The 24,415-nt window shown below is 66.9% G+C and carries 24 protein-coding genes; 19 read left to right on the forward strand and 5 right to left on the reverse strand.

What is annotated here, in order from left to right; translation table 11 throughout:
* Positions 1–135 precede the first annotated feature (135 nt).
* The gene (locus tag ACV22V_RS03185; protein ID WP_044843799.1) at positions 136–1,122 is read right to left on the reverse strand and encodes a malate dehydrogenase; all 987 of its coding nucleotides are present in this window, start codon (positions 1,120–1,122) and stop codon (positions 136–138) included.
* A gap of 288 nt (positions 1,123–1,410) precedes the next feature.
* Here ACV22V_RS03185 and ACV22V_RS03190 point away from each other — a divergent pair, with 288 nt between their 5' ends.
* The 7 genes from ACV22V_RS03190 to gltA all read left to right on the forward strand — a co-directional run bounded on the left by ACV22V_RS03190 (position 1,411) and on the right by gltA (position 7,333).
* A complete protein-coding gene (locus ACV22V_RS03190; protein WP_082721900.1) occupies positions 1,411–2,235 on the forward strand; it encodes a GntR family transcriptional regulator in 825 nt (274 codons plus the stop codon).
* 170 nt (positions 2,236–2,405) lie between these two features.
* Positions 2,406–2,822, forward strand: a complete 417-nt coding sequence (sdhC, locus tag ACV22V_RS03195) for a succinate dehydrogenase, cytochrome b556 subunit (RefSeq protein WP_059601793.1) — start codon at positions 2,406–2,408, stop codon at positions 2,820–2,822.
* 4 nt (positions 2,823–2,826) lie between these two features.
* On the forward strand, positions 2,827–3,195 hold the full coding sequence (sdhD, locus tag ACV22V_RS03200; protein WP_006399546.1) for a succinate dehydrogenase, hydrophobic membrane anchor protein: 369 nt from the start codon (positions 2,827–2,829) through the stop codon (positions 3,193–3,195).
* A gap of 3 nt (positions 3,196–3,198) precedes the next feature.
* The gene (gene sdhA, locus ACV22V_RS03205; protein WP_059524714.1) at positions 3,199–4,974 is read left to right on the forward strand and encodes a succinate dehydrogenase flavoprotein subunit; all 1,776 of its coding nucleotides are present in this window, start codon (positions 3,199–3,201) and stop codon (positions 4,972–4,974) included.
* Positions 4,975–4,995: 21 nt separating this feature from the next.
* Positions 4,996–5,697, forward strand: coding sequence for a succinate dehydrogenase iron-sulfur subunit (locus ACV22V_RS03210; RefSeq protein ID WP_059524716.1), 702 nt, complete (start codon positions 4,996–4,998; stop codon positions 5,695–5,697).
* An 8-nt stretch (positions 5,698–5,705) separates the two neighbouring features.
* Entirely contained in the window at positions 5,706–5,978 is a 273-nt protein-coding gene (locus ACV22V_RS03215) for an FAD assembly factor SdhE (RefSeq protein WP_059450790.1), read from the forward strand.
* A 53-nt stretch (positions 5,979–6,031) separates the two neighbouring features.
* A complete protein-coding gene (gltA, locus tag ACV22V_RS03220; protein ID WP_011881720.1) occupies positions 6,032–7,333 on the forward strand; it encodes a citrate synthase in 1,302 nt (433 codons plus the stop codon).
* A 90-nt stretch (positions 7,334–7,423) separates the two neighbouring features.
* On the opposite strand, the gene ACV22V_RS03225 is transcribed toward gltA, so the two are convergent.
* Positions 7,424–8,392 carry a helix-turn-helix domain-containing protein gene (locus tag ACV22V_RS03225; protein ID WP_059525641.1) on the reverse strand — a complete coding sequence of 323 codons (969 nt, stop codon included), beginning with the start codon at positions 8,390–8,392 and terminating at the stop codon, positions 7,424–7,426.
* Between the two features lie 71 nt (positions 8,393–8,463).
* Between ACV22V_RS03225 and ACV22V_RS03230 the strand changes: the two genes are divergently transcribed.
* The 6 genes from ACV22V_RS03230 to iaaH all read left to right on the forward strand — a co-directional run bounded on the left by ACV22V_RS03230 (position 8,464) and on the right by iaaH (position 14,976).
* Entirely contained in the window at positions 8,464–8,853 is a 390-nt protein-coding gene (locus tag ACV22V_RS03230; RefSeq protein ID WP_448012955.1) for a VOC family protein, read from the forward strand.
* Between the two features lie 112 nt (positions 8,854–8,965).
* Complete coding sequence (locus ACV22V_RS03235) at positions 8,966–10,219, forward strand: DUF1479 domain-containing protein (RefSeq protein ID WP_448012956.1); 1,254 nt, start codon at positions 8,966–8,968, stop codon at positions 10,217–10,219.
* 231 nt (positions 10,220–10,450) lie between these two features.
* Positions 10,451–11,209, forward strand: a complete 759-nt coding sequence (locus tag ACV22V_RS03240) for a dimethylarginine dimethylaminohydrolase family protein (RefSeq protein ID WP_448012957.1) — start codon at positions 10,451–10,453, stop codon at positions 11,207–11,209.
* 101 nt (positions 11,210–11,310) lie between these two features.
* Positions 11,311–11,775, forward strand: coding sequence for an Lrp/AsnC family transcriptional regulator (locus tag ACV22V_RS03245; RefSeq protein WP_059524722.1), 465 nt, complete (start codon positions 11,311–11,313; stop codon positions 11,773–11,775).
* Between the two features lie 139 nt (positions 11,776–11,914).
* Positions 11,915–13,447 carry an amino acid permease gene (locus tag ACV22V_RS03250; RefSeq protein ID WP_448012958.1) on the forward strand — a complete coding sequence of 511 codons (1,533 nt, stop codon included), beginning with the start codon at positions 11,915–11,917 and terminating at the stop codon, positions 13,445–13,447.
* Between the two features lie 107 nt (positions 13,448–13,554).
* Entirely contained in the window at positions 13,555–14,976 is a 1,422-nt protein-coding gene (iaaH, locus tag ACV22V_RS03255; RefSeq protein ID WP_448012959.1) for an indoleacetamide hydrolase, read from the forward strand.
* Positions 14,977–15,008: 32 nt separating this feature from the next.
* On the opposite strand, the gene ACV22V_RS03260 is transcribed toward iaaH, so the two are convergent.
* Positions 15,009–15,914, reverse strand: coding sequence for a LysR family transcriptional regulator (locus ACV22V_RS03260; protein ID WP_124628505.1), 906 nt, complete (start codon positions 15,912–15,914; stop codon positions 15,009–15,011).
* A 138-nt stretch (positions 15,915–16,052) separates the two neighbouring features.
* On the opposite strand from ACV22V_RS03260, the gene ACV22V_RS03265 reads away from it, so the two are divergent.
* The 5 genes from ACV22V_RS03265 to ACV22V_RS03285 all read left to right on the forward strand — a co-directional run bounded on the left by ACV22V_RS03265 (position 16,053) and on the right by ACV22V_RS03285 (position 21,543).
* Entirely contained in the window at positions 16,053–17,435 is a 1,383-nt protein-coding gene (locus ACV22V_RS03265) for an MFS transporter (protein ID WP_448012960.1), read from the forward strand.
* Between the two features lie 8 nt (positions 17,436–17,443).
* Positions 17,444–17,842, forward strand: a complete 399-nt coding sequence (locus tag ACV22V_RS03270) for a hypothetical protein (protein WP_059699925.1) — start codon at positions 17,444–17,446, stop codon at positions 17,840–17,842.
* Positions 17,843–17,999: 157 nt separating this feature from the next.
* Positions 18,000–19,346, forward strand: a complete 1,347-nt coding sequence (locus ACV22V_RS03275) for an aromatic ring-hydroxylating dioxygenase subunit alpha (protein ID WP_448012961.1) — start codon at positions 18,000–18,002, stop codon at positions 19,344–19,346.
* The gene (locus tag ACV22V_RS03280) at positions 19,324–19,806 is read left to right on the forward strand and encodes an aromatic-ring-hydroxylating dioxygenase subunit beta (protein WP_448012962.1); all 483 of its coding nucleotides are present in this window, start codon (positions 19,324–19,326) and stop codon (positions 19,804–19,806) included. The genes ACV22V_RS03275 and ACV22V_RS03280 overlap by 23 nt, the downstream gene beginning before the upstream one ends.
* Positions 19,807–19,845: 39 nt before the next feature.
* On the forward strand, positions 19,846–21,543 hold the full coding sequence (locus ACV22V_RS03285; protein ID WP_448012963.1) for a flavin monoamine oxidase family protein: 1,698 nt from the start codon (positions 19,846–19,848) through the stop codon (positions 21,541–21,543).
* 14 nt (positions 21,544–21,557) lie between these two features.
* On the opposite strand, the gene ACV22V_RS03290 is transcribed toward ACV22V_RS03285, so the two are convergent.
* Both ACV22V_RS03290 and ACV22V_RS03295 read right to left on the reverse strand, forming a co-directional pair.
* Positions 21,558–22,283 (reverse strand): glutathione S-transferase, encoded by a 726-nt coding sequence (locus ACV22V_RS03290; RefSeq protein ID WP_059700569.1) that lies wholly within the window; start codon positions 22,281–22,283, stop codon positions 21,558–21,560.
* A gap of 115 nt (positions 22,284–22,398) precedes the next feature.
* Positions 22,399–22,731, reverse strand: coding sequence for a cupin domain-containing protein (locus ACV22V_RS03295; protein ID WP_448012964.1), 333 nt, complete (start codon positions 22,729–22,731; stop codon positions 22,399–22,401).
* 274 nt (positions 22,732–23,005) lie between these two features.
* Between ACV22V_RS03295 and leuC the strand changes: the two genes are divergently transcribed.
* Positions 23,006–24,415, forward strand: coding sequence for a 3-isopropylmalate dehydratase large subunit (gene leuC / locus ACV22V_RS03300; RefSeq protein WP_057923944.1), 1,410 nt, complete (start codon positions 23,006–23,008; stop codon positions 24,413–24,415).

Genomic DNA, 24,415 nt, shown 5'->3' on the forward strand with positions numbered 1-24,415 from the left:
GCGTTCTGGGCCGGCGCGCGGGGCGCCTGGAGCGGCAAAACGTGCCCGGATCGGATCGGGCGGCGGGGCCGGCTGCCGGCCCGCCGCCCGTGCCGTGACCGGACCGCCCGGAGGCGGCCCGGCCGTGCAGTCTGCTTAGTTCTTCAGCAGGTGAGCGACGCCGTCGCGCTCTTCGAGCAGTTCGGCCAGCGTGCCGTCCATCTTCTCGCGCGAGAATGCGTCGATTTCGAGGCCTTCGACGCGCTTGTACTCGCCGTTTTCGCACGTGACGGGCACGCCGTAGATGATGTCTTCGGGGATGCCGTACGAGCCGTCCGACGGGATGCCCATCGTGACCCACTTGCCGTTCGTGCCGAGGACCCAGTCACGCACGTGGTCGATCGCCGCGTTCGCCGCCGACGCTGCCGACGACAGGCCGCGCGCTTCGATGATCGCCGCGCCGCGCTTGCCGACGGTCGGGATGAACGTGTCGCGGTTCCACACGTCGTCGTTGATCAGCTTCAGCAGCGACTCGCCTTCGACGGTCGCGAAGCGGAAGTCGGGGTACATCGTCGGCGAGTGGTTGCCCCACACGGCGAGCTTCTCGATCGATGCGACCGGCTTGCCCGACTTCGCCGCGAGCTGCGACAGCGCGCGGTTGTGGTCGAGGCGCAGCATTGCCGTGAAGTTCTTCTTCGGCAGATCCGGCGCCGACTTCATCGCGATGTACGCGTTGGTGTTCGCCGGGTTGCCGACGACCAGCACCTTCACGTCGCGGCTCGCGACTTCGTTCAGCGCGGCGCCCTGGACCGTGAAGATCTCGGCGTTCGCCGACAGCAGGTCCTTGCGCTCCATGCCCTTCGAGCGCGGACGTGCACCGACCAGCAGCGCGACGTCCGCATCCTTGAATGCAACCTTCGGATCGTCGGTGATCACGACGCCCGCGAGCAGCGGGAACGCGCAATCGTCGAGTTCCATCACGACGCCTTTGACGGCGGCTTGGGCTTGCGGGAGGTCGAGCAGTTGCAGGATGACCGGCTGGTCCTTGCCGAGCAGGTCGCCGTTCGCGATGCGGAACAGCAGGGAGTAAGCGATTTGACCTGCGGCGCCGGTGACGGCAACGCGCTTTGCGGGCTTAGCCATTGAAAATCTCCAGGACGGGTGAAGCGGTGGACGCTAGGCAAAACGCCATTCTATGCGCGTTACGCGTAGCGTTGCATTGAAGCAGGGCGGAGGACTCGCGAAAGGCAGACGCGGTGAACCTGGAGACGGCCGTGGCACGTAGCCGGGGACGCGTTTTGCACCCGCGAACCCTTGCTCGCCCCGGAGTGTAGGAGCCGGCGGGCCCAAAGTCAAACGGTATCATATGTCTTATATAAGACAGATGTTTTGCGGAATTTGAGTGGACGGAAAAGCGCGGTTTGTGATGAAATGCGCGCCATGACATCGAACCAGGCGAACAACGCGAATCCGACCGGCGCAGGCGGCCCAGGGCAGCCGGGCGCGGCCGATTCCGTGCCGGCGCCTGCCGCTTCGCCGTCGCCGACCTTCAGTCCGTTATACCAGCAGATCAAGTCATTGATCACGCAAAGCCTGGAATCCGGCGAGTGGAAGCCGGGCGAGATCATTCCGAGCGAAGTGGAGCTCGCGGCCCGTTACAAGGTCAGCCAGGGCACCGTTCGCAAGGCGATCGACGAACTGGCCGCCGAAAACCTGGTGGTCCGGCGGCAGGGCAAGGGCACTTTTGTTGCGACGCACAACGAAGATCGCGCGCAGTTCCGCTTTCTGCGTCTGCTGGCCGACGACGGTGCCGAGCATCCGCACGTGAGCCGCCTGCTCGAATGCCGGCGCCTGCGCGCGCCGGCCGAGATCGCGCGGCAGCTCGACCTGAAGCCGGCCGACCCGGTCGTGCAGGTGCGCCGCCTGCTGGAGTTCGAGAACGAAGTGACGGTGCTGGACGAGATCTGGCTGCCGGGCGCGATGTTCCGCGGGCTCACGTTCGAGCGGCTGAGCGAGTACAAGGGGCCGCTCTACGCGATGTTCGAGACGGAATTCGGCACGCGGATGATCCGCGCGACGGAGAAGATCCGCGCGGTGGCGGCGGAGCCGGCGGTGGCCGACCTGCTGCACGTGCCGGCGGGTTTTCCTTTGCTGTCGGTGGAGCGTGTGTCCTATACATACGGAGACCGGCCGGTGGAAGTGCGACGCGGCTGGTATGTCACAACCGGGTATTACTATCAGAATGACTTGAGCTGACGACGTATCGGCACAAGCAGCGTGCGCGCGCGCTTCCCATGTTCGCGTAGCACGTTTCGGGCCGCCTTTATTCCCGTTCGCGTAATGATCCAGAGCAGACTTTCGCTGCAGCGCGATATAAAAAGGCGCTAAAATCGCGGATTAGTGTGACAACATAGTAGGGGTCTAGCATGACTGACGCAGTAAGAAAGCCGAGGCCGGAATACCGGAACATCGGATTCGGCGATATCACGATGAAATATCGCATGCCCTTGGCGGCGATATTGTCGATCCTCCATCGAGTCAGCGGCGCGCTGCTGTTCCTGTTCCTGCCGTTCCTGCTGTTCCTCTTCGATCAGAGCCTCACCTCCGAGCTCAGCTTCGAAGTCTTCAAGGCTTTCCTCTCCAACATCGTCGTCAAGCTGATCGTCCTCGCGTTGTCCTGGGCGTTCCTCCACCATTTCTGCGCCGGCATTCGCCACCTGCTGATGGACGTCAATCACGACGCCGTCTCGAAGGAAGGCGGCAAGCGGACGGCCGTCGTCGTCTTTGTCGTCTCGATCGCCCTGACGATCGCCATGGCACTCAAACTGTTCGGAGCATTCTAAGAAAATGGCAGCTAATAACCGAATCGGCTCGAAGCGCCTCGTCGTCGGCGCTCACTACGGCCTGCGCGACTGGCTCGCGCAGCGCGTCACCGCCACGATCATGGCGGTCTACACGGTCATTCTGCTCGTCCTGTTCTTCGGCGCGCACGACTTCTCGTACGAAGGCTGGGCATCGATCTTCTCCGCACAATGGATGAAGCTCGCGACCTTCGTGACGCTGCTTTCCCTCTTCTACCACGCATGGGTCGGCGTGCGCGACATCTGGATGGACTACGTGAAGCCCGTCGGTGTGCGCCTGCTGCTGCAATCGCTGACCATCGTCTGGCTGCTCGCATGTGCGGGCTACGCCGCGCAGATTCTCTGGAGAGTGTAAAGAATGGCTGCAATCAAAACTTCCCTGCCGCGCCGCAAGTTCGACGTGGTGATCGTCGGCGCGGGCGGCTCGGGCTTGCGCGCAGCGCTGCAACTGTCGCGCGCGGGCCTGTCGGTCGGCGTGCTGTCGAAGGTGTTCCCGACCCGTTCGCACACGGTGGCCGCACAGGGCGGCATCGGCGCGTCGCTCGGCAACATGAGCGAAGACAACTGGCACTTCCACTTCTACGACACGATCAAGGGTTCCGACTGGCTCGGCGACCAGGACGCGATCGAGTTCATGTGCCGCGAAGCACCGAACGTCGTGTACGAACTGGAACACTTCGGCATGCCGTTCGACCGTAACGCGGACGGCACGATCTACCAGCGTCCGTTCGGCGGCCATACCGCGAACTATGGCGAGAAGCCGGTCCAGCGCGCTTGCGCGGCCGCGGACCGTACCGGTCACGCGCTGCTGCACACGCTGTACCAGCAGAACGTCGAAGCGAAGACGCAATTCTTCGTCGAATGGATGGCGCTCGACCTGATCCGCGACGCGGACGGCGACGTGCTCGGCGTGACGGCCCTCGAGATGGAGACCGGCGACGTCTACATCATGGAAGGCAAGACGACGCTGTTCGCGACGGGCGGCGCAGGCCGGATCTTCGCGGCGTCGACCAACGCGTTCATCAACACCGGCGACGGCCTCGGCATGGCTGCGCGCTCGGGCATCGCGCTGCAGGACATGGAGTTCTGGCAGTTCCACCCGACCGGCGTGGCCGGCGCGGGCGTGCTGATCACCGAAGGCGTGCGCGGCGAAGGCGGCATCCTGCGCAACGCGAACGGCGAGCGCTTCATGGAACGCTACGCACCGACGCTGAAGGATCTGGCGCCGCGTGACTTCGTGTCGCGTTCGATGGACCAGGAAATCAAGGAAGGCCGCGGCGTCGGTCCGAACAAGGACCACGTGCTGCTCGACCTGTCGCACATCGGCGCCGAGACGATCATGAAGCGTCTGCCGTCGATCCGCGAAATCGCGCTGAAGTTCGCGAACGTCGATGCGATCAAGGAGCCGATCCCGGTCGTCCCGACGATTCACTACCAGATGGGCGGCATCCCGACCAACATCCATGGTCAGGTCGTCGGCACGTCGCGCGGCCACAAGGATCCGGTCAACGGCTTCTACGCAGTGGGCGAGTGCTCGTGCGTGTCCGTGCACGGCGCGAACCGCCTCGGCACGAACTCGCTGCTGGACCTCGTGGTGTTCGGCCGTGCGGCCGGCAACCACATCGTCGAGCACGTGAAGAACCAGAAGGAACACAAGCCGCTGCCGGCCGATGCAGGCGAATTCTCGCTGGCACGTCTGAACAAGCTCGACAAGTCGACCTCGGGCGAGTACACGCAGGACGTCGCCAACGACATCCGCGCGACGATGCAGAAGCACGCAGGCGTGTTCCGCACGTCGGCACTGCTGAAGGAAGGCGTCGACCAGATGGCCGGCCTGAAGGCACGCGTGGAAAACATCCACCTGAAGGACAAGTCGAAGGTGTTCAACACCGCGCGCGTCGAAGCGCTCGAGCTGGAGAACCTGATCGAAGTCGCCCGCGCGACGATGGTGTCGGCGGAAGCGCGCAAGGAAAGCCGCGGCGCGCACGCACACAGCGATTACGAACATCGCGACGACGACAACTGGCTGCGCCATACGCTGTGGTACAGCGAAGGCGATCGCCTCGACTACAAGCCGGTTCAAATGAAGCCGCTGACGGTCGACTCCGTGCCGCCGAAGCCGCGCACGTTCTAAGCCGAGTCAAAGGAATCCGAAATGGCAAAACGCATTTTTGAAGTCTACCGCTACGATCCGGACAAGGACGCGGCGCCGCGCATGCAGACGTACGAGCTCGAGATCCAGCATGAGCGCATGCTGCTCGACGCACTGGTCAAGCTGAAGGCCGTGGACGAGACGCTGTCGTTCCGCCGCTCGTGCCGTGAAGGCGTGTGCGGTTCCGACGCGATGAACATCAACGGCAAGAACGGTCTGGCGTGCCTGACGAACCTGAACGAGCTGCCGCAGAAGATCGTGCTGCGCCCGCTGCCGGGCCTGCCCGTCGTGCGCGACCTGATCGTCGACATGACGCACTTCTTCAACCAGTATCACTCGATCAAGCCGTACCTGATCAACGACGCGCCGCCGCCGGAGAAGGAACGTCTCCAGTCGCCGGAAGAACGCGACGAGCTCGACGGCGTGTACGAGTGCATTCTGTGCGCGAGCTGCTCGACGTCGTGCCCGAGCTTCTGGTGGAACCCGGACAAGTTCGTCGGCCCGGCCGGCCTGCTGCAGGCTTACCGCTTCATCGCCGATAGCCGCGACACCGCCACCGGCGAGCGTCTCGACAACCTGGAAGACCCGTACCGTCTGTTCCGTTGCCACACGATCATGAACTGCGTCGACGTTTGCCCGAAGGGCCTTAACCCGACGAAGGCGATCGGCAAGATCAAGGAACTGATGGTTCGTCGCGCGGTTTGAAGTTAGTGATGAGCGACGATTCGCATCAATCCGACCCGCACCGTCGCGCGCGCCTCCGCTGGCGCGCGCGGCGGGGTCTGCTGGAAAACGACATCGTATTCGAGCGTTTCTTCAGCAGATACGAGCATGACCTCACCGATGCAGACGTAGGCGCGTTGTCGCGCCTGCTCGATCTGAGCGACAACGACCTGATGGACTTGCTCCTCGCGCGCAAGGAACCAGAGGGCGACCTAGACAGCCCGGACGTTCACCGGCTGTTGGAGATGCTGCGCAACGTGTAACGCGTTACGCCCGTTATCGAATCCCGTTTCTTTATTTCGATTGAGGATGTGCCATGACTCCGTCTGATGTTAAAGCCACGCTATCGTTCAGCGACAACTCGCCGAGCGTCGAAATGCCGATCTACAAGGGTACGATGGGCCCGGACGTGATCGACATCCGCAAGCTGTACGGCCAGACCGGCAAGTTCACTTACGACCCGGGCTTCATGTCGACGGCTTCGTGTAATTCGGCGATTACGTACATCGACGGCGACAAGGGCGAACTCCTGTACCGCGGTTATCCGATCGACAACCTCGCGCAGAACGCCGACTTCCTCGAGTCCTGCTACCTGCTGCTGAAGGGCGAACTGCCGAACGCGGCGCAGAAGAAGGAATTCGTCGACACCGTCACGAAGCACACGATGGTGCACGAGCAGATGCACTTCTTCTTCCGTGGCTTCCGCCGCGACGCGCACCCGATGGCGATCCTGGTCGCCGCAGTCGGCGCGCTGTCCGCGTTCTACCACGACTCGCTCGACATCAACGACCCGCGTCACCGCGAAGTGTCGGCGATCCGCATGATCGCGAAGCTGCCGACGCTCGTCGCGATGGCATACAAGTACAGCATCGGTCAGCCGTTCGTGTATCCGAAGAACTCGCTGTCGTACAGCGCGAACTTCATGCACATGATGTTCTCGAACCCGTGCGAAGAGTACAAGGTCAACGACGTGCTCGTCCGCGCACTCGACCGTATCCTGATCCTGCACGCCGACCACGAACAGAACGCTTCGACGTCGACGGTCCGTCTGGCCGGCTCGTCGGGCGCGAACCCGTTCGCGTGTATCGCAGCCGGTATCGCATGTCTGTGGGGCCCGGCGCACGGCGGTGCGAACGAAGCCGCGCTGAACATGCTCGAGCAGATCGGTTCGCCGGACAACATCCCCGAATTCATCAAGCAGGTGAAGGACAAGAATTCGGGCGTGAAGCTGATGGGCTTCGGTCACCGCGTGTACAAGAACTACGACCCGCGTGCGAAGCTGATGCGCGAAACGTGCTACGAAGTGCTGAACGAACTCGGCCTGCACGACGACCCGCTGTTCAAGCTCGCGATGCAGCTCGAGAAGATCGCGCTGGAAGACGAATACTTCGTGTCGCGCAAGCTGTACCCGAACGTCGACTTCTACTCGGGTATCGTTCAGCGCGCGCTGGGCATCCCGACGTCGATGTTCACGTGTATCTTCGCGATGGCACGCACGGTCGGCTGGATCGCACAGTGGAACGAAATGATCGCGGATCCGGAACAGAAGATCGGCCGTCCGCGTCAGCTGTTCATCGGCGACACGCCGCGCGAAGCGAAGCCGCTCAACGCACGTTGAGTCGTGCGCGGCGCGAACGGCCGCAAGGCCGCTCGCGTCCGGCAATCGCAATGCCCCGACACCCCGGTGGGTCATCCCGCCGGGGTGTTTTCATTTGCGCGGCCGAACGGCATGGCGTTCCAGCGACGGCGGCCGCGTGTCGAGCGGTGGCGGCGCGCCGGCGTCGGGCGCGTGGCCATGCCGCGCGAAGAACTGCCGGTATGCGCCGGGCGTCATCCCGCGCGCGGCGAGGAACTGGCGGTTGAAGTTCGCGGCATTCGGAATGCCGCAGCGCGCGGCGACCGTCGCGATCGGCCAGTCGGTGCCGACCAGGTGGCGGCACGCATGCGCGAGCCGCAGCCGCTGCACGTAGCGGCCGACACTTTCGCCGAGGTGCCGCACGAACAGCCGCTGCAGCGTGCGTTCGGACATGTGCGCGACGGCGGCGAGCGCGTCGATGCGCAGCGGCTCGTGGAAGCGCCGGTCGATCGCGTCGAGCACGCGGTCGAGGCGTTCGGCTTCGGGCGCGGCCGAGTCGGCCGATGACGCGGCGGCGTCGGGCCGGCCGTAGGCCTGGGCGGTGGCGAGCGGTTCGCCGCCGGCTTCAGCGAGATCGGCGAGCGTGTCGAGTGCGGCCGCGAGGCGAACGCGCGGCGATGAGTCGAGCAACTGCGGCAAGCGTGCGCGCATCGCGCGGGCCGTCTCGGCGTCGAACGCGAGACCGGGCGCCGCGCGACGCAGCAGCGAGCGCAGCGGCGCGTACTCGGGGCAGCAGTCGGCCATTCGACGTGCCCAGTCGCCGTCGAACCAGACGACGAGCGCGACTTCCGGCGCATCACGATCGATGCGCGCATTCGACGACCACGTGTGCGGCAGGTTGGGCGGGACGAGCACGAGGTCGTCGTCCCCGTAACGGGCGACATGATCGCCGACGAAGCGTCGGCCTCGGCTGTTCAGCGTCAGCGTCAGTTCGTACTCGGGATGTCGATGCCATTCGAACGGAATGTGCGCGAGCTGACGGTGATACACGCGAATCGAACAGCCGGGGGCGAACGTCACATGCTCGTATTGCGGCTTCATCGCGACCTCCGGTCGAGCGGGGCAGCGCGCCGTGGCATGATCGTGATCGATCGTCACGACGGAGCGATGCCATGTTTTCACATGTTTGCGTAGGCGTCAGCGATACCGCGCGCGCGTACGACTTCTACGCGCCGCTGTTCGCGGAACTCGGGCTGCGTCTGAAGGTCCGCGAGCCGGACGGCTGGTCGGGCTGGATGCCGGCCGATGCCGACCGGCCGCTGTTCTTCTTCGGCCGGCCCCTCGACGGCCGCGCGCCCGAACCGGGCAACGGCCACACGATCGCGTTCGACGTGCCGACGCGCGCGCGGGTCGACCGCTGTCATGCGCTCGCGCTGCAGCACGGCGGCACCTGCGACGGGCCGCCGGGGCTGCGGCCGCACTATCACGCCGACTACTACGGTGCGTATTTCCGCGACCCGGACGGCAACAAGCTGTGCGTGGTCTGCCATCGTCCCGAGTAGCGGGTGGTTGTCAGGATTGTATCGATAGTTGACCGGATCGTGTCGATGACGGCACCGCGCCGGCCGTACGCTGAATGCTCGACACGACACACGATTCAGCGAGGAGACGACGATGCACCTGACGATTGACGATCTGCCGGCCGCGATCCGCACGGCGAAACGGGCGCTGCGCGCCGATCTGCCCGGTTACGCGGCCACGTTCCGCGAGCTGGAGGGCGATATCGCGCGGCAGGTCGACGCGATCCGCCGCGCGCACGCGCAAGGCCGCGACGTGATTCCGGTGCTGCGATTCGCGGATATCGCGAACGACACCGTCGATCCGCGGGCGATCGCCGCGATCCGTGCGCATGGCGCGGCGGTGATCCGCGGTGTGTTCGACGCGCAGCAGGCGCGCGACTGGAACGACGAGATCGGCGCCTATCTGGACGCGAACCGCTTCGCCGAGCGGCTGCATGCGCGCGCCGAGGACCGTTACTTCGGCAACCTCGCGTCGGGCAAGCCGCAGATCTACGGCGTCTACTGGTCGAAGCCGCAGGTGGCCGCGCGCCAGTCTCCGGCCCTCACGCGGGCACGCGTGTTCCTGAACCGGCTGTGGCGTCATGCGGACGGCGCGCGCACGCATTTCGATCCCGACCAGGTGCCGGCCTACGCGGACCGGATCCGCCGCCGGCCACCGGGCTCGACGTCGCTCGGGCTGTCGCCGCACGTCGACGGCGGCTCGGTCGAACGCTGGCTCGGCGCGAATTTCCGGCAGGTCTACCGCCACGTGCTGGCCGGCCACTGGCGCGATTACGATCCGTTCGACGCGGCGTTCCGCCCCGACGTCGAGGAGATTCCGTCGCCGGCCGTGTGCTCGATGTTCCGCACGTTCCAGGGCTGGACCGCGCTGACGCCGCAAGGGCCCGGCGACGGCACGCTGCAACTGATCCCGGTCGCGAACGCGATGGCGTACGTCGTGCTGCGTGCGCTGCAGGACGACGTCGCCGACGACGACCTGTGCGGCGCGCGTCCGGGTCGCGCGCTGTCGATCCTGCCCGAATGGCATGCGCTGCTGCTCGACGCGCTGGTGCCGATCCCGCACATGGAGCCGGGCGATGCGGTGTTCTGGCATGGCGACGTCGTGCATGCGGTCGAGGATGCGCATCGCGGCAGCGGCGACAGCAACGTGATGTACATCGCGGCCGCGCCCGGTTGCGCGAAGAACGATGCGTACCTCCGGCGCCAGCGGCTCGCGTTCCTGCGCGGCGACAGCCCGCCCGATTTCCCGGCCGATCATTTCGAGGTCGATTTCGCCGGACGCGGCGGCGAGGGCGATCTGACGGCGCTGGGGCGTGCGCAAATGGGGTTCGCGCCTGTCGCCGCATGACGGATGCAGCGCACGGACGCGTCGGCCGCTCCGGCACCCGCGTACGGCGCGTTTGCGCCGCGCACGCCGGCCGTCTGCCGAATCCGCTGCGTCACGCACGCAATTCGACGCGATCGGCTGCGGGCGCGCCCGAATTCGACGCGAATTGCGCAATTTGGCTTCCGATAATGGTCCGGACACAACGCAGCTGCCCCGCGCGCCGCACGGGGCAGCGTGACCATGGAGGAGTCGATGCAATTCACGCAAGCGATCGTTCGCCGTCCCGCGCCGTCCTGCGGCGCGGGTCTCACCACCGCCGCGCTCGGCGCGCCCGACTACGACAAGACGCTCACGCAGTTCCACGCATACTGCGACGCGCTGCGCGGCCTCGGTGTCGAACTGACCGAACTGCCGCCGCTGGACGCGTTTCCCGATTCGCACTTCGTCGAGGACGTCGCGGTCGTCACGCCCGAATTCGCGGTGATCACGCGCCCCGGCGCACCCGCGCGGCGCGGCGAGACGGCGCACATCGAAGCGGCGCTCGGTGCGCATCGCGACCTGCTGCCGATGCAGGCAGGCCGCCTCGACGGCGGCGACGTGATGCTCGTCGGCAAGCGCTTCTACATCGGCCTGACGAGCCGTACCGATGCAGAGGGCATCGCCGCGTTCGAGTCGCTGGTGTCGCGCTACGGCTATTCGGTCGTCGCGGTGGCGGTGGGCGCCGGCCTGCATCTGAAATCGGTGGTCAACGCGCTCGGCGACGACACGCTGCTCGTGACCGAGGCGCTGGCCGCGCATCCGGCGTTCGCCGACTATCGCCGGATCGCCATCTCGGCCGCCGATGAATATGCAGGCAACACGCTGCGCGTGAACGGCACGCTGATCACACCGGCCGGCTATCCGCGCGTGCACGACGCGATCGGCGCGCTCGGGCTGCCGCTGCACGTGATCGACACGAGCGAGTTCCGCAAGATGGACGGCGGCCTGACCTGCCTGTCGCTGCGCTTCTAGCCGATTGGCGCGCGGCCGCTTCGGCCGGATAATGTGGCCCCCGCGCGGAACTGGAGCAGACGCTCCGCGCGCCAGCCACCACCCGACCGGAGCGAACGCGGATGACCGACAAGAAGATGCAGCTCGACAAGATCGACCTCCGGATCCTCGACATCCTGCGCACCGACGGACGCATTTCGTACCGGAAGCTGTCGGAGCTCGTGAACCTCACGCCGCGCCCATGTCAGGCACGCGTGGAGCGGCTCGAGGCGCTCGGCGTGATCGAAGGCTATCGCGCGGTGATCAAGGCGCCGCGCGCGACCAAGCCGATCGTCGTGATCGCGCAGATCGTGCTGGCCGACCACGGCCGTTCGCAGGCGCCGTTCGAGGACGAGATGCGGAACAACCCGGCGGTGCTCGACTGCTGGCTCGTCAGCGGCACGTTCGATTTTCTCGTGCGGCTCGCGTGCGAGGATCTCGACGAATACCGGCGGATCGCGAACATGTGGCTTGAAAGTCAGCGGTTCCGGATCGAGAAGATCGTGACGACGGCCGAGCTGCAGGCGATCAAGCGCAGCGTCGTCTGACGCGGCCGTGCGCGTCCGGGCCGCCGGCATCGGACGCGCGGCCCGGCGAACAGGACCGTTCTTCGACGCGAATAACCGGGCCAATCGATTGGTATTCCGAATCAATTGGATCGGCCCGAATCCAATCAGGGTGAACACTATGGATGCTTTGCAAGCGGCAGTGGAGACGGCCGCGCCGTCCGGAACGGCGCTGAAGCGCCGGCTGCAGAGCCGCCACATCGCGATGATCGCGATCGGCGGCTCGATCGGCACCGGGCTGTTCGTCGCGTCGGGCGCATCGGTCGCGCAGGCGGGGCCGGGCGGCGCGATCGCCGCGTATATCGCGATCGGGCTGATGGTCTACTTCGTCGTCACCGGGCTCGGCGAGATGGCCGCGCTGATGCCGGTGTCGGGCTCGTTCGCGATCTACGGCGAGAAGTACGTCGACGAAGGCTTCGGCGTCGCGCTCGGCTGGACCTACTGGTACAGCTGGGCGGTGACGATCGCGATCGAACTCGTCGCCGGACAGATCGTGATGCGCTACTGGTTTCCAGCAGTGCCGGGCGTGTGGTGGGGCGCGGGCTTCCTGGTGCTGATCTTCCTGCTGAACACGCTGTCGGTGCGCGGCTTCGGCGAATCCGAATACTGGTTCTCGCTGATCAAGGTCGTCACCGTGATCGCGTTCATCGCGGCGGGGTTGCTCATCGCGGCGGGCCTGCTCGGCAACGGGCATCCGGTCGGCTGGCGCAACTTCAGGACCGGCGACGCACCGTTCGTCGGCGGCGTGCACGCGATGATGAGCGTCGCGCTGATCGCGGGCTTCTCGTTTCTCGGCACCGAGCTGGTCGGGATCACGGCCGGCGAATCGGAAAACCCGCGCAAGACGATCCCGCGCGCGGTGAAGCAGATCTTCTGGCGGATCATGCTGTTCTACGTGCTCGCGATCTTCGTGATCGGCCTGCTGGTGCCGTACACCGACCCGAACCTGCTGAAGAGCGACGTGACCGACATCGGCGTGAGCCCGTTTACGCTCGTGTTCAGCCATGCGGGCTTTCCGCTCGCCGCGGGCGCGATGAACCTCGTGATCCTGACGGCCGTGTTGTCGGCCGGCAACTCCGGCACGTATGCGGCCACGCGGATGCTATACAACCTCGCGGCGGAGGGCCGTGCGCCCGCGATGTTCGCGACGCTGTCGCCGGGCGGCGTGCCGCGCAACGCGCTTTACGCGACGATGGCGGTGGGCGGGCTGTGCTTCCTCACGTCGCTGACCAACAACCAGCGCATCTATCTGTGGCTGCTCAATACGGTCGGCATCACCGGCTTCATCGCGTGGCTCGGCATCGCGGTCTGCCACTACCGGTTCCGCAAGGGCTTTCTGAAGCAGGGCTACCGGCTCGATCAGCTGCCGTATCGCGCGAAGTGGTTCCCGTTCGGGCCGTTGTTCGCGATCGCGGTCTGCATCGTGATCTCGCTCGGGCAGGATTACCAGGCGTTCTTCGCCGCTCGCATCGACTGGATGGAATTGCTGTCGATCTATGTGTGGATTCCGCTGTTCGTCGCGATCTGGTGGGCGTATCGTCGCGCGCGCAAGAGCCGGCTCGTGCGGTACGAGGAGATGGAGATCGGGCCGTGGCTGACGCGCCCGGTCGGCGACGCGGGGGAAACGCGCGAGCGGTCGTCGCGCGGCGCGTAGCGTGCATGCGGCCGCGGGCCGGGATACCATCGCCTTCGCGTAACGTGCCGGACAGGGCCTCCGGCACGTCGCGCGTTTCCCGATCGATTCCGCGTCCAGCACACAACATGACAATACAGCCGAACCGCGTTTCTTCCTCTTCATTCGTTTCCGCCGCCAGCGTGCGCGAGCTTGCCGATGCCGTGCGCACGGCCGAACGCCGCGCTGTCGATCTGGCCGACGACGCGCTCGCGCGTCTCGTGGCGATCGCGCCGCTCAATGCGATGGTGCACGTCGATGGCGAACTCGCGCGCCGCACGGCCGAGCACGTCGATGCGCGCGTCGCCCAGGGCGACGTGTTACCGCTTGCCGGCGTGCCGTTCGTGATCAAGGACAACCTCGATACCGCCGGAATGCCGACGCTCGGCGCGAGCCCGGCGGTGAGCGGCTATCGGGCGGCCTCGGACGCGCTGACCGTGCGGCGCCTGCTTGACGCCGGCGCGGTGCCGCTCGGCAAGGCGAACATGCACGAGCTTGCGTTCGGCATCACGAGCGGCAACCGGCACTTCGGCGCGGTCGGCAATCCGCAGGATCCGCGGCGTATCGCCGGCGGGTCGAGCGGCGGCACGGCGGCGGCCGTCGCGGCCGGTATCCCGTTCGGTCTCGGTACCGATACGGGCGGCTCGGTGCGGATTCCGGCCGCATTCTGCGGTGTCTACGGATTGCGGCCGTCCGCGCAGCGCTATTCGGCGCACGGCGTGCTGTCGCTGTCGCCCACGCGCGACACGGTGGGGCCGATCGGACATGGCATCGACGATCTGCTGCTGCTCGACGCGGTGCTGACGCGCGACGACAGCATCGCGTCCGCGCCCGAATGGCCGGAGTTGCGCATCGGCGTGCCGGGCGCACCGTACTTCGACGCGCTCGATCCGGGTGTCGCTACCCGCATCGAGCGTGCGCTCGCGTCGTTCGCGGCGGCAGGCGCGACGCTCGTGCCGTTGCCGGCGATGCCGCTGCACGAGGCCAGCGAAGCATGCGGCTTTCCGCTCGTCGGATACGAGGCGAACCAATACTGGCGCCGCTTCGCGGCGGAACGGCTCGGCATCCCGTTCGACACGTTCGTCGAGCGGATCGCGAGCGACGACGTGCGCGCGATCTTCCGGTCGTTCGTGTCCGCGCCGGTCGATGCGCAGGCGTATGCGGACGCGATCGCGTGCCGTCGGCGTCTCGTGCGCTGGTACGACGACGCGTTCGGTACGCCGGTCGACTGTATCGCGATGCCCACGGTGCCGGGCGAGCCGCCGTCGCTCGACGACACGGCCGCGATGACCGCCGCGCAGGATGCCGCGCTGTTCGCGCGCGTCGCACGCCAGACTTCGCCGGCGACGCTCGCCGGCGTGCCGTCCGTCTCGATCCCGGCCGGACGTTCCCCGCAAACGGCGCTGCCGGTCGGGCTGATGCTGGAAGGGCCATGGGGCGGCGATCGCCGTCTGCTCGCGATCGCCCGGCGGATCGACGCGCTGCTGCGGGACGATGCGGCGCGCGCGTGAGTCGCCGCGCGCCTGGCGCGATCACGCCGGGTTCAGGCGAGATATGCCTTCATGAAGTCGACCCATGCACGTACTTTCTGCGGCACGTGCGGGGTCGACGGGTACAGCGCATAGACGGCCTGCGGCGGAAACCGGTAGCCGGGGAGCGCATCGACCAGCGCGCCGCTCGCGAGATCGTCGCGCACGAGCCATTCGGGCAGCAGTGCGACGCCGCTGCCTTGCCGCGCGAGCACGCGCAGGACCGACGCGTTGTCGACCACGACGCGCGGCTTGGCACCGGGCCGGAACGCGTGCGGGTTGCCGTCGCGATCGGCGAGCGGCCACGTGGCGATGCGCTCGAGCCGCGTATGGCCGAGCTGCGGCAGCCGGGCGAGCGTGTCCGGCGACTCGATGTGCGACAGGCCGGCCGCGGCGAGCAGTGACGGCGCGATCACGGGCCGCACTTCGTACGTCGCGAGGCACGCGCCGCGGTACGGCAGATCCTGGAACTGCTCGAGGCGGCCGAGCCGGATCGCCACGTCGACGCGCTCGCGCACCAGATCGACCTGCGACGCGTGCGTTTCGAGCCGCACGCGCAGCGCGGGATGCCGCTGCATGAACGTGTGCAGCGCGGGGGCGACGACCATCGTCCCGTACTCGACGGTCGACGTCACGCGCAGCACGCCGTGCATCCCGCCATGCTCGCTGCGCGCGTCCTCGATCGCGCTTTCGGCTTCCTCCAGCACGCGCAGGCAGCGCGCATGGAAGCGCTCGCCCGCGTCGGTCAGCTCGACGCGCCGCGTGGTGCGCGTGAGCAGGGTGACGCCGAGCTCGGCTTCCAGCTGCTTGATGTTGAAGCTCACCGCGGCCCGGGCCTGGTTCAGCTGGGCGGCGGCGGCCGTAAACGACCCTGCTTCCACGACGGCGCGGAAGACGGCGAAACGATCGAGACTCACCATGGCGTGTCGGATCCGAGACGGAAAACCGACATGGTGCCCTGATTGTCAAAATTTTTCGACCAGTCCTGCCGTCCGGCCGGGCTTATCGACGTGCGCGGCGAACCTTACACTGCGGCGTTTCGTTCGTCTTCCGCCGCCATGACCGATCGCTCGAAAATCGCCGCCGTCTACCTGCTCGGGTTCGCGATCGACCTCGCCAACATGTTCGTCATCAACGCCGCCTATCCGACGATCCAGCGCGAGCTGCACGCGTCGGTCGCGCAGTTGGCGTGGATCGGCAACGCGTACGTGCTCGGGCTGACGGTCGTGATCCCGCTCGGTACGTGGCTCGCGCGCCGCTTCGGCGAGCGCCGGCTGCTGATCGCGTCGCTGCTGCTGTTCGCGCTCGGCAGCCTCGGCGTCGGCCTGTCGGCGTCGATCGGCGCACTGCTGGCATGGCGGCTGGTCCAGGGGCTCGGCGGCGGATTGCTGATCCCGGTCGGGCAGACGATGGCCTATCGTGCGTATCCGCCCGATGCGCGGGCGCATCTGACGTCGATCGTGATGATGGTCGCGCTGCTCGTGCCGGCGCTGTCGCCGGCGCTGGGCGGCGTGGTCGTGGATCGCGTGTCGTGGCGGGCGATCTTCTTCGGAATGCTGCCGCTCGCCGCGGTCACGAGCGTGCTCGCGTTCGCGTGGCTGCCGGCCGACGAACCGGACGGCAGCCCGCCGGCGCTCGACGTGCGCGGCCTCGGGCTGAGCGCCGCGGCGCTCGTTGCGCTGCTGCTCGGCCTGACGTTCGCGGGACAGCCGGGCGCGGGCCGCGACGCGTTCGTTCCGCTCGCGATCGCGCTCGTCGCCGGTGGTGCGTATGTCGCGCACGCGCGCCGGACTGCCGCGCCGCTGCTCGACCTGCGCCTGGTTGCGCAGCCGCTGCTGCGGATCGGGCTGATCGTCTACCTGTGCGTGCCGGGCGTGTTCACCGGCGTGAACCTCGTCGCCGCGCTGTATCTGCAGAACGCGCTCGGGCTCAGTGCGACGCATACGGGCGCGCTGATGGTGCCGTGGGCGATCGCGTCGTTCGCCGCGATCGCGACGACGCGCCGCTGTTTCCCGAAGTGGGGGCCGAAGCCGCTGTTCATGAGCGGGATCGCGATCGACGCGTTCGGGATCGTATTGCTCGCGACCCCGCTTGCCGGTTTCGAGGCCGGGCGCGTGCTCGCGTTCGTCGCGATGGGGCTCGGCGCCAGCATGTGCACGAGCACGTCGCAAAGCGCGGCGTTTCTCGATGTCCCCGCCACGCGAATGGGCGACGCGAGCGCGCTGTGGAACATCAACCGGCAACTGAGCTTCTGTCTCGGCGTCGCGGTGCTGGGCAGCGCGTTGAACTTCCTGTTGTCGATGCACGGGGACGACGGGCGGCTGCCGTACCAGCAATGTTTCGGCCTGGCGGCGCTGGCGACGCTGCTGCCGCTGCCGTTCGTCGTGCGCCTCGCCGCGCACCGTGCGCCCGCCGGGCGTGCGGCTTCTCAACGTTCGTGAGTTTCGAGATGAATTCGTCAAACCCGTTTTTCCAGGAAGTGGTCGACGCACACGTCGACATCGAGCAATGGTTGTCCGGCAGCGCGGCGCGCGACGGGCTCGCGCCGCTGCTCGCGCGCTTTTCGCGGGACTTCTCGATGATCTCGCTGCACGGGCATGCGCTCGACTACGCGGATATCGACATCCTGTTCTCGCGCGGCTTCGGCGCGCGGCCCGGCCTGCGGATCGCGATCGACGAACTGCACGAAGTGAGCACGTGGCAGGGCGGCTCGACGATCGCCTATCGCGAGACGCAGACCGACGCGGCAGGGCGGCGAACCGTGCGCCGTTCGACCGTCGTGTTCGAGCGCGACGCGGATGGCCGCATCGGCTGGCTGCGGCTGCACGAGACGCCGGTGACGGGCTGACCGTTACCCCGCAACGCCTGACGCCGCCGCGCGGCGGCAGGCACATGCTCCTCCGAGCGGCATACCAACCAGAAACCTGAGAGATGACAATAAAAGCAATCGACATCGCGCGTCGCGAGGACGCGCGGCCGCATCGCGTCCGCAGTCGGGGGCGCGCATGACGGCGCCATCGTTCACCGATGCGGTGGCTTCGCTCGTGCGCGATACCGAGGTGCACAAGGACCTCTATCTGTCGCCGCGCATCTTCGAGCTGGAGATGCGCCATCTGTTCTGGAACACGTGGGTCTATGTCGGCCATGTCAGCCAGATTCCGGCCACGGGCGACTACGTGACGACGACGATCGGCGCCGAGCCGGTCGTGATGGTGCGCCACGTCGACGGTTCGGTGCGGGTGCTGCACAACCGCTGTTCGCACAAGGGCACGCAGCTGGTGACGGATGCCGCCGGCAACACGGGCACATTCTTCCGCTGCCCGTACCACGCCTGGTCGTACCGGACCGACGGCAGCCTCTACGCGATTCCGCTGCGGCGCGGCTACGAAAACACGGGCTTCGAGACGTGCGAGGCGAGCAAGGGCATGCAGGCGGTCGGCGCGACCCATGAGCATCGCGGTTTCGTGTTCTGCCGCCTCAGTCAGTCCGGTGTCGATTTCCATGCGTACTTCGGCGATGCGCTGTCGTCGCTCGACAACCTCGTCGATCGTTCGCCGGAAGGGCGCGTGGAAGTCGCGGGCGGCGTGTTCCGCTACGTGCACGGCTGCAACTGGAAGATGCTGGTCGAGAATCAGACCGACACCTGCCATCCGATGGTCGCGCACGAGTCGTCGGCCGGCACGGCCGTGCGCGTGTGGGAGCGCGACGGCACGCAGCAGGCGAAGCCGATGGCGGTCGAGCTGCTGGAGCCGTTCATCCAGCCGCACGCGTTCTTCGAGCAGATGGGGTTGCGCGTGTGGCCCAACGGACATGGTCATACCGGCACCGCCGATTCGATTCACGCGCGCTACACGCCGATTCCCGGCTATCACGAGAAGATGACCGCGGCCTACGGCGAAGCGCGCGCCGCGCGGATTCTCGGCGAGGTGCGTCACAACACCGTGCTGTTTCCGAATGCGATGGTGAAAGGGCCGATCCAGATCCTGCGCGTGTTCAAGCCGCTGGCGGTCGACCGCACGCTGGTGGAGTCGTGGTCGTTTCGTCTCGTCGGCGCGCCCGATTCGCTGTTCGAGCGCACGCTTGCCTACAACCGCCTCATCAACGCGCCGACGTCGATCGTCGCGCACGACGATCTCGAAATGTACGAACGCGCGCAGCGCGGCCTCGCCACGCAGGCGCGCGACTGGGTGCATGTCGGGCGGCTGTTCGAGCCCGAGGAGTTCGCGCAGCCGACGTCGGAGACGAACGGCACCAGCGAACAGCAGATCCGCAACCAGTTCCGCGCATGGCTCCAGTACATCGCGCCGGTATCGACGCAGGAGGCCGCCGATGCGCGTATTTCCGCACGATGAGCTCGTCGCGTTCGTCTATCGCGAGGCGCGCCTGCTCGACGAGCGGCGCTACGAGGAATGGCTCGCGCTCTATGCGGACGACGCGCGCTACTGGATGCCGCTGTCGCCGGACCAGCCCGACACCGGGCTGCACGGCGCTCTGATGGACGAGGATCGGCTCCTGCTGCGCATCCGCATCGAGCGGCTGGCCGGGCGCCGGACGTTCTCGCAGCAGCCGGCGAGTCGCGGTCATCATCTGCTCCAGCAGCCGCACGTCGATCGGGCCGACCACGAACGCGGCGCCTATGTGCTGCGCACGCCGTTTCATTACGTCGAAACGCGACGCGACGAGCAGGCGCTGTTCGCCGGCTGGTACACGCATGAACTCGCGGTATGCGACGACACGTTGCGCATCCGCGTGAAGCGTGTCGATCTCGTCAACGCCGATGCGCCGCTCGGCAGCATCCATCTGCCTGTCTGATCGCGTGCGGCCAGCACGTCCCTTTTCGTTCCCGACCACATGAACGCTCCTGAATTCCTGCCGCGCACGTTGCCGTACATCGACACGCTGTACGACTACGGCGCCTTCCTGTCCCGCACCGGCGGGCATCTCGGCACGCTGCCGGCGCAGCGCGCACGCGACGCGCGGATCGCGATCGTCGGCGCGGGCGTCGGCGGCCTGGTCGCCGCCTGCGAGCTGCTGCGCGCGGGGGCGCGGCAGGTCGTCGTGTTCGAGGCGAACCGCGCGCGCGTGGGCGGGCGCCTGCTGTCGCAGTCGATCAATCCGGACCATCCGCACCTGCTCGCCGAAATGGGCGCGATGCGTTTCCCGCCGTCGCAGGCCGCGCTTTACCACTATCTCGAGCGGTTCGGCGTCGACAGCGCATCCGCGTTTCCCGATCCGGGCATCGTCGACACCGAAATCCACTACCAGGGCCATGCGTACCGCTGGCCCGCGGGCGATGCGCCTCCCGCGCTGTTCGACCGCGTCGACCGCGGCTGGCGCGCGTTCATTCGCGACGGCGTGCGGCTCGACGACGGCACGCAGCTGCCCGCCCCGGCCGAACTGACGGCGCTGCTGCGCGCGCACCGCTACGACGATGCGCGACATGGCTGGCAGCAGTACATCGACCGCTTCGGCGACGAGTCGTTCTACTCGGCGATCGTCAAGATCTTCACGGGCGCGACGCCGCCGGGCGGCGCGCGCTGGCGCAAGGGCGAGGACCTGCGCCTGTTCGGCACGCTCGGCATCGGCTCGGGCGGCTTCCAGCCGGTCTATCGCGCCTCGTTCCTCGAAATCCTGCGGATCGTGGTCAACGAGCTCGAAGTCGACCAGCGGTTGATCCCGGCCGGCATCTTCGCGCTCGCGCAGGGGCTGCTCGACGATGGCGGGGACGGTGCGCGAGTGCGCGATTGCATCGTCCACGCAGCCGTGCGGCACGTGGCGAAGCAGCCGGACGAGACCTTTGCGCTCACGCTCGACGACGGGTCGACGCAGATATTCGACCGCGTGATCGTCGCGACCACGACGCGCGCGATGCAGGTCGGGATGGGCATCACCGGCATCGCGAACCTGTTCGCGCCGAACGTCGTTCGCGCGATCAACGAGACGCACATGGTCAGCTCGTCGAAGCTGTTCGTGCTGACCCGCGACAAGTTCTGGCTCAAGCACGGGCTGCCGCACAACATCCAGACGGACACGCTGGCGCGCGGCATCTACTGCCTCGACTACGCGCCCGACGATCCCGACGCACACGGCGTCGTGCTGATCAGCTACACGTGGGAGGACGATTCGCACAAGATCCTGTCGCTCACCGACAAGGTCGAGCGGTTCAAGCGTCTCGTGGCCGAGATCGGCATCGTGTCGCCGGCGTTCGCCGCGCACCTGCGTCCGCTCGACGACGATTACGCGCGCAACGTCACGAGCCACGACTGGTTGTCGGACCGCTACGCGCTCGGTGCATTCAAGCTGAACTATCCGGGCGAGGACATTCACTCGCAGGCGTTGTTCTATCAGTTCCAGACGGCCGCCGATCCGTCGTCGGATCGTGGCATCTATCTGGCCGGCTGCTGCTGCTCGTTCACGGGCGGCTGGATCGAGGGCGCGGTGCAGACCGCGATCAACGCGGCGAGCGCGGTGATCCGCAGTCTCGGCGGGACGCTCGCCGACGGCAATCCGCTCGACGCGATGCGCAGCCGCTATCGCTACGGCGACTGACGCCGCGTGCGGCGCTACTTGTCCAGCTCCGGATAGTGCCGGAAGATCCCCATGTCGTTGAACGGGATGCGGCGCGCCGACTCCAGATAGCGCGCGACGGGCGGATGCCGTGCAACGCGGTCATGCAGGCCGACGAGCCCCGCGACCTTGCGCTCCGCGCGCTTCATCGCCTTCGGGAACGCGTAGCGCAGCCCTTCGATCAACTGAAACATCGACAGGTCCGCATAACTGAGCGCGCCGCCGGCGATATAGCCGCCTTTGTGCGGATTCTGCTCCAGCACGCGATCGAAGTAGCCGAGGAACTTCGGCAGGCGGTGCGCGAGGAAATCGGCCGCGCGCTCGGCGGCCTCGGCCTTCTGGTCCTCGTAGTACAGGCCGCTGCCGATCGGGTGATGCGTGTCGTGGATCTCGGTGACGAAATCGGCGACGGTCAGCTGGAGCTGATGCACCCAAAGCCGTCCGGCTTCGTCGGCGGGCGCGAGCCCGAGCCGCGCGCCGAGAAACAGCAGGATGTTCGCGGTCTGTCCGACGAGCACGTCGCCGGCCTTCAGGAACGGCGGTGCGAACGGCACGCATTCGGTCTTCGTGCTGTCCATCAGCCGCATCATTGCCGATACGCCCATGCCGCGCCCCGATTCGCGCGCGACGTCGACATAGTCGGCCTCGGCCGCCTCGAGCGCGAGCCGCACGTATTCGCCGCGGCCCTGGATCTCGGGCCAGTAATAGAGTTCGTAACGCATGCCGTGCTCCTGTCCGGTCGATGCGCGCATCGCGATGGCGGGGAGGGCGGCCGCGCCGCCCGTTGCGAATAGACAGTCTAGGAGATCGTGCGGGACGCGCGGTGCTTGGCGCGCGTCATGCATCGCGTGCGTCGCGCTCGCCGCCTTCGGGGCCGTAGAAGAACACCCAGGTTGAGAAGTCGTCGGAGAAGCCGACGAAACGGTGCGACGCGAATGCGGGGACGAACACCACGTCGCCCGCCGCGACGCTGCATTCGCGTCCGTCGACGACGAAACGGGACGTGCCGGTGGCGATCACGTAGACCTCGTCGCGCGTATGCGGCGTCTGCAGGTCCTCGCCGCGCGGCCGGTACAGCTCGACGTCGAGCGTGCCGTGGCGAAACAACGTCGTGAACGGCGTGCCTTCATCGTCGAGGCGGGCGAGCGATTCGTTGATGCCGAGCTTCATCGTCGTGGGCTCCGGTTCCGGACCGTGGGGACAGGCAGACGTACGTCGTCCCATCGTATGCCGGAATCCGCCTCGAGGCGAACATCGCGAGCGCGGGGCGTCGCGGTGTCCGATGCTGCCGTTTGGCTGGTAATGCCGATACAGGTATTGGCACTACCAGCCAAACCACTGTTTTTAATGGGTTTTTTCGCGCCGGGCCTGCGCCGTGGCGCGTTCTGCGTGGCATAATCGACCGCATCCGCAAGGCTTGTAGTCACAACGACCCCGCATACCCATGGCACAGACTCTCTACGACAAACTGTGGAATACCCACGTCGTCCACACCGAGGACGACGGCACGGCATTGCTCTACATCGACCGTCAGCTGCTGCACGAAGTCACGAGCCCGCAGGCATTCGAAGGGCTGAACGTCGCGCACCGCCCGGTGTGGCGCATCAGCGCGAACCTGGCCGTGTCGGACCACAACGTCCCGACCACGGATCGCAGCCACGGCATTGCCGATCCGGTCTCGAAGCTGCAGGTCGACACGCTCGACGCGAACTGCGACGCGTTCGGCATCACGCAGTTCAAGATGAACGACGTGCGCCAGGGCATCGTGCACATCATCGGGCCGGAGCAGGGCGCGACGCTGCCGGGCATGACGATCGTCTGCGGCGATTCGCATACGTCGACGCACGGCGCGTTCGGCGCGCTCGCGCACGGCATCGGCACGTCGGAAGTCGAGCACGTGCTCGCGACGCAAACCTTGCTGCAGAAAAAGAGCAAGAACATGCTCGTGAAGGTCGAGGGTGCCCTGCCGCGCGGCTGTACCGCGAAGGACATCGTGCTCGCGATCATCGGCAAGATCGGCACGGCCGGCGGCACGGGCTACGCGATCGAATTCGGCGGCTCGACGATCCGCGCGCTGACGATGGAAGGCCGGATGACCGTCTGCAACATGGCGATCGAAGCCGGCGCGCGCGCGGGCATGGTCGCCGTCGACGACACGACGATCGATTACCTGAAGGGCCGTCCGTTCGTGCCGACCGGCGCGGAATGGGACCAGGCCGTCGAATACTGGCGCGAATTCAAGTCCGACGAAGGCGCGCAGTTCGACCGCGTCGTCGAGCTGAACGCGGCCGAAATCGTCCCGCAGGTCACGTGGGGCACGTCGCCGGAAATGGTCACGTCGATCGACGGTCGCGTGCCCGATCCCGAGCGCGAGAAGGATCCGGTCAAGCGCGACGCGATGGAACGCGCGCTGGCCTACATGGCGCTCGAGCCGAACACGCCGATCGAGTCGATCAAGGTCGACAAGATCTTCATCGGTTCGTGCACGAACGCGCGCATCGAGGACATCCGCGCGGCCGCGTACGTCGTGAAGAAGCTGAATCGCCGCATCGCATCGAACGTGCGCCTCGCCATGGTCGTGCCGGGCTCGGGCCTCGTGAAGGCGCAGGCCGAGCGCGAAGGCCTCGACAAGGTGTTCACGGACGCGGGCTTCGAATGGCGCGAGCCGGGCTGCTCGATGTGCCTCGCGATGAACGCCGACCGGCTCGATCCGGGCGAGCGCTGCGCATCGACGTCGAACCGCAACTTCGAGGGCCGGCAGGGCGCGGGCGGTCGCACGCACCTGGTGAGCCCCGCGATGGCGGCGGCGGCGGCGATCGAAGGCCATTTCGTCGACATTCGCAAGCTGGGGTAA

This window comes from Burkholderia sp. AW33-5 (genome assembly GCF_053427615.1).

Coding starts and splice junctions, on each gene's coding strand:
- ACV22V_RS03185 (WP_044843799.1), bottom strand. CDS start 1,122: ATGGCTAAGCCCGCAAAGCGCGTTGCCGTCACCGGCGCCGCAGGTCAA.
- ACV22V_RS03190 (WP_082721900.1), top strand. CDS start 1,411: ATGCGCGCCATGACATCGAACCAGGCGAACAACGCGAATCCGACCGGC.
- sdhC (WP_059601793.1), top strand. CDS start 2,406: ATGACTGACGCAGTAAGAAAGCCGAGGCCGGAATACCGGAACATCGGA.
- sdhD (WP_006399546.1), top strand. CDS start 2,827: ATGGCAGCTAATAACCGAATCGGCTCGAAGCGCCTCGTCGTCGGCGCT.
- sdhA (WP_059524714.1), top strand. CDS start 3,199: ATGGCTGCAATCAAAACTTCCCTGCCGCGCCGCAAGTTCGACGTGGTG.
- ACV22V_RS03210 (WP_059524716.1), top strand. CDS start 4,996: ATGGCAAAACGCATTTTTGAAGTCTACCGCTACGATCCGGACAAGGAC.
- ACV22V_RS03215 (WP_059450790.1), top strand. CDS start 5,706: ATGAGCGACGATTCGCATCAATCCGACCCGCACCGTCGCGCGCGCCTC.
- gltA (WP_011881720.1), top strand. CDS start 6,032: ATGACTCCGTCTGATGTTAAAGCCACGCTATCGTTCAGCGACAACTCG.
- ACV22V_RS03225 (WP_059525641.1), bottom strand. CDS start 8,392: ATGAAGCCGCAATACGAGCATGTGACGTTCGCCCCCGGCTGTTCGATT.
- ACV22V_RS03230 (WP_448012955.1), top strand. CDS start 8,464: ATGTTTTCACATGTTTGCGTAGGCGTCAGCGATACCGCGCGCGCGTAC.
- ACV22V_RS03235 (WP_448012956.1), top strand. CDS start 8,966: ATGCACCTGACGATTGACGATCTGCCGGCCGCGATCCGCACGGCGAAA.
- ACV22V_RS03240 (WP_448012957.1), top strand. CDS start 10,451: ATGCAATTCACGCAAGCGATCGTTCGCCGTCCCGCGCCGTCCTGCGGC.
- ACV22V_RS03245 (WP_059524722.1), top strand. CDS start 11,311: ATGACCGACAAGAAGATGCAGCTCGACAAGATCGACCTCCGGATCCTC.
- ACV22V_RS03250 (WP_448012958.1), top strand. CDS start 11,915: ATGGATGCTTTGCAAGCGGCAGTGGAGACGGCCGCGCCGTCCGGAACG.
- iaaH (WP_448012959.1), top strand. CDS start 13,555: ATGACAATACAGCCGAACCGCGTTTCTTCCTCTTCATTCGTTTCCGCC.
- ACV22V_RS03260 (WP_124628505.1), bottom strand. CDS start 15,914: ATGGTGAGTCTCGATCGTTTCGCCGTCTTCCGCGCCGTCGTGGAAGCA.
- ACV22V_RS03265 (WP_448012960.1), top strand. CDS start 16,053: ATGACCGATCGCTCGAAAATCGCCGCCGTCTACCTGCTCGGGTTCGCG.
- ACV22V_RS03270 (WP_059699925.1), top strand. CDS start 17,444: ATGAATTCGTCAAACCCGTTTTTCCAGGAAGTGGTCGACGCACACGTC.
- ACV22V_RS03275 (WP_448012961.1), top strand. CDS start 18,000: ATGACGGCGCCATCGTTCACCGATGCGGTGGCTTCGCTCGTGCGCGAT.
- ACV22V_RS03280 (WP_448012962.1), top strand. CDS start 19,324: ATGCGCGTATTTCCGCACGATGAGCTCGTCGCGTTCGTCTATCGCGAG.
- ACV22V_RS03285 (WP_448012963.1), top strand. CDS start 19,846: ATGAACGCTCCTGAATTCCTGCCGCGCACGTTGCCGTACATCGACACG.
- ACV22V_RS03290 (WP_059700569.1), bottom strand. CDS start 22,283: ATGCGTTACGAACTCTATTACTGGCCCGAGATCCAGGGCCGCGGCGAA.
- ACV22V_RS03295 (WP_448012964.1), bottom strand. CDS start 22,731: ATGAAGCTCGGCATCAACGAATCGCTCGCCCGCCTCGACGATGAAGGC.
- leuC (WP_057923944.1), top strand. CDS start 23,006: ATGGCACAGACTCTCTACGACAAACTGTGGAATACCCACGTCGTCCAC.